This is a genomic window from Streptomyces sp. W16 (genome assembly GCF_033194735.1).
GTDB lineage: Bacteria > Actinomycetota > Actinomycetes > Streptomycetales > Streptomycetaceae > Streptomyces.
The window spans coordinates 1-3,379 of record NZ_JAWOAI010000784.1 but is presented as its reverse complement, the minus strand read 5'-3'; the positions used below and the strand labels follow the sequence as shown (position 1 = coordinate 3,379).

Here is a 3,379-nt window from a genome sequence, read left to right as displayed (position 1 = left end):
GGCACGCGGCACCGCGCAACGCCGTCCGTCGTCCGTACGACGCCCCGGCCAGACGACGCCCCAGTCCGTACGGCCGTTGCCGAACCCCCGGCTCACCGGGCTCGGCGGCGGTCTGTTCTGCACGGCCGTGATGGTCGCCCTCGGGTGCCTCGACCAGCTGCTGTTCGGGGCGTCGCTGACCGTGTACGGCGTGCTGTTCCTGCCGGTGTGCGTGCTGACGGCGGTCTGGATCCGGCGGGGGGACCTGCTGATCGCGCCGGTCGTCGTGCCGATCGCCTTCGCCGTGGGCCTGTTCCCGGTGGCCGACGGCAGCGGCGGCCTGGGCAACCGCCTGATGGGCCTGGTCACCGGCCTCGCCACCCAGGCCGGCTGGCTCTACGGCGGAACGCTCGTCGCGGGCCTCATCGCGACGATCCGCAGAATCCAACTGGTGAACCGGCGCCGACGGGGGTGAGGGCTGGGGGTAGGTCCTCCTAGTCGTCCCCCGCCGCGTGCATCGCCGCCCCCACGATCCCCGCGTTGTTCTGCAACTGCGCCGGGACGATCTCGGCCTTGATGCCCTCGATGAAGTGCAGGAACTTGTCGGCCTTGCGGCTGACTCCGCCGCCGATGATGAACAGCTCGGGCGAGAACAGCATCTCGACGTGGGCGAGGTACTTCTGGACGCGGCCGGCCCAGTGCTCCCACGTCAGCTCGCCGTCCTCCTTGGCCTTGCTGGACGCCTTCTTCTCGGCGTCGTGGCCGTTCAGCTCAAGGTGGCCCAGCTCCGTGTTGGGAACCAGGACGCCGTTGACGAACAGGGCGCTGCCGATGCCCGTGCCGAAGGTCAGCAGGATCACCGTGCCCTTGCGGTCCTGGCCGGCGCCGAAGTGCATCTCGGCGACGCCCGCCGCGTCCGCGTCGTTGACGACGGTCACCGGGAGGCCGCCCAGCCTGTCGCTGAACAGCGCGCCCGCGTCCGTGTCGATCCAGCTCTTGTCGACGTTCGCCGCCGTACGGATCGTGGCACCGCCGGTGACCACGCCCGGAAATGTGAGCCCGACCGGTCCCGTCCAGCCGAAGTGGTCGACGACTTCCTTCACGCCGTCGGCCACCCCGTCCGGCGTCGCCGGGTGCGGGGTCAGCACTTTGCACCGCTCTTGGGTCAATTCGCCCTTGTCCAGGTCCACAGGGGCGCCCTTGATCCCGGATCCACCGATGTCCACGCCGAAGATCTGCATGGATCCACGCTACGACGAACGACTGACAGTCACTGCCCGGAGGGTGCCGTACGGTCCGGGCCGGTGCGCTCGGCGACCAGTGCCGCCGCCTCTTCGCGCAGGTCACGGCGGAGTTCCTTGGGCAGCGAGAACGTGATGGACTCCTCGGCCGCCTTGACCAGCTCGACGTCCTCGTAGCCGCGCGCGGACAGCCATTCCAACACCTGTTCGACCAGGATCTCCGGCACGGAGGCGCCCGAGGTCACGCCGACCGTGGTCACGCCCTCCAGCCAGGCCTCCTCGATCTCGTCGGCGAAGTCCACGAGGTACGCCGCGTCGGCGCCGGAAAGCTTGGCGACCTCGACGAGCCGAATCGAGTTGGAGGAGTTCTTCGAGCCGACCACGATCACCAGGTCGGCCTCCTCGCCCATCTGCTTCACGGCGAGCTGACGGTTCTGCGTGGCGTAGCAGATGTCGTCGCTGGGCGGGGAGATGAGCTGCGGGAACTTCTCCTTCAGGGCGTCGACGGTCTCCATGGTCTCGTCCACGGAGAGGGTCGTCTGGGAGAGCCAGACCACCCTGGAGGGGTCGCGCACCTCGACCTTGGAGACGTCGGACGGGCCGTCGACCAGGGTGATGTGGTCGGGAGCCTCGCCGGAGGTGCCGATGACCTCCTCGTGGCCCTCGTGCCCGATGAGGAGGATGTCGAAGTCCTCGTTCGCGAAACGGACGGCTTCCTTGTGGACCTTGGTCACCAGGGGGCAGGTCGCGTCGATGGTGGCGAGCCGGCCCTGCTTGGCCTCGTCGTGGACGACGGGCGCGACGCCGTGCGCGGAGAACATCACGATGTTCCCCTCGGGGACCTCCTCGGTCCGCTCGACGAAGACGGCGCCCTTCTTCTCCAGGGTCTGGACGACGTACTTGTTGTGCACGATCTCGTGCCGGACATAGATCGGAGCCCCGTACTGCTCCAGGGCTTTCTCGACGGCGATCACGGCGCGGTCCACACCCGCGCAGTAGCCCCGGGGGGCGGCGAGCAGGACACGGCGGCCAGACGAAGCAGTCATGCGTCCCATCGTAAGGCCGCGCTCGACGGGTCAAAGATCGCGCCGTTGGAGAGACTGGCGGTGGAGGGGGAGGGGTGGGGCCGGGCACGACGTACGGGAGACGCCAGATGACGGACACAGGCATGGGTACGGATACGCCGACCACAGCCGGCGAGGGGCCTCAGCTGCGGCGCAGCCTCGGTTTCCGTGATCTCGTCGTCTACGGGCTGCTGTTCATCGCCCCCATGGCGCCGGTCGGCGTGTTCGGCACGCTGGACGCCAAGTCGCACGGCGCGGTCGCGCTGGTCTACGTCGTGGCGACCGTCGCGATGGCGTTCACCGCTTTCAGCTACGCGCAGATGGTGCGGGTCGTCCCCCAGGCGGGCTCGGTGTTCGCCTACGCGCGCGTGGCGCTCGGCAGGGAGGCCGGGTTCATCGCCGGCTGGATGGCGATGCTGGACTACGTCCTGATCCCCGCGGTCGCCTATCTCTTCTCCGGGATCGCCATGAACGCGCTGGTCCCGGACGTCTCCCGGTGGGTGTGGACCGCACTGGCGGTCGTCCTCACGACCTGCCTCAACCTCTGGGGGGTGCGGGCCGCCGCGCGCGTGGGCTTCCTGGTCCTCGCGATGGAGATCGTCGTCCTCGTCGTCTTCGTCGTGTCGGCGATCGTCGTCCTCGCGCGCGACGGCGCCGAACGAGGCTGGCTGTCACCACTCTCCGGAGACGGCACACAGGGCGCGTTCGCCCTGTCGGCGGTGATCGGCGCGGTCTCCGTCGCCGTGCTCTCCTACCTGGGCTTCGACGCGGTCGCCACCTTCGCGGAGGAGGTCACCGGCGGCTCCGAGAAGGTCGCCAGGGCACTGCTGTTCTGCCTCGCCCTGGCCGGTGTGCTGTTCATCGCCCAGACGTACCTGGTCGCCCTCCTGGAGCCGACGACATCCGCACAGCTCGCCGCCGACGCCGGGAAGCAGGGATCGGCGTTCTACGACGCGGTCGACGTGTCGGTGGGGAACTGGCTGCACAACCTGGTGGCCGTCAGCAAGGCGATCGGCGCGGCCTTCGCGGCGCTCGTCGGGCAGGCCGCGGCAGGGCGCCTGGTGTTCGCGATGGCCCGCGACCGACGGCTGCCGC

At 69.5% G+C, this 3,379-nt stretch carries 4 protein-coding genes; 2 read left to right on the top strand and 2 right to left on the bottom strand.

Features of this window, described 5'->3' with window-relative positions; genetic code table 11:
• Window positions 1-454: DUF6542 domain-containing protein (locus tag R6V09_RS49175; protein WP_317887938.1), on the top strand; the 454-nt coding region annotated here is incomplete at its 5' end.
• A gap of 19 nt (window positions 455-473) precedes the next feature.
• Here R6V09_RS49175 and ppgK read toward each other — a convergent pair.
• Window positions 474-1,220 (bottom strand): polyphosphate--glucose phosphotransferase, encoded by a 747-nt coding sequence (ppgK, locus tag R6V09_RS49170; RefSeq protein ID WP_317887937.1) that lies wholly within the window; start codon window positions 1,218-1,220, stop codon window positions 474-476.
• Window positions 1,221-1,249: 29 nt separating this feature from the next.
• The gene (locus tag R6V09_RS49165; RefSeq protein ID WP_317887936.1) at window positions 1,250-2,275 is read right to left on the bottom strand and encodes a 4-hydroxy-3-methylbut-2-enyl diphosphate reductase; all 1,026 of its coding nucleotides are present in this window, start codon (window positions 2,273-2,275) and stop codon (window positions 1,250-1,252) included.
• Window positions 2,276-2,373: 98 nt separating this feature from the next.
• On the opposite strand from R6V09_RS49165, the gene R6V09_RS49160 reads away from it, so the two are divergent.
• Window positions 2,374-3,379: APC family permease (locus R6V09_RS49160; RefSeq protein ID WP_317887935.1), on the top strand; the 1,006-nt coding region annotated here is incomplete at its 3' end.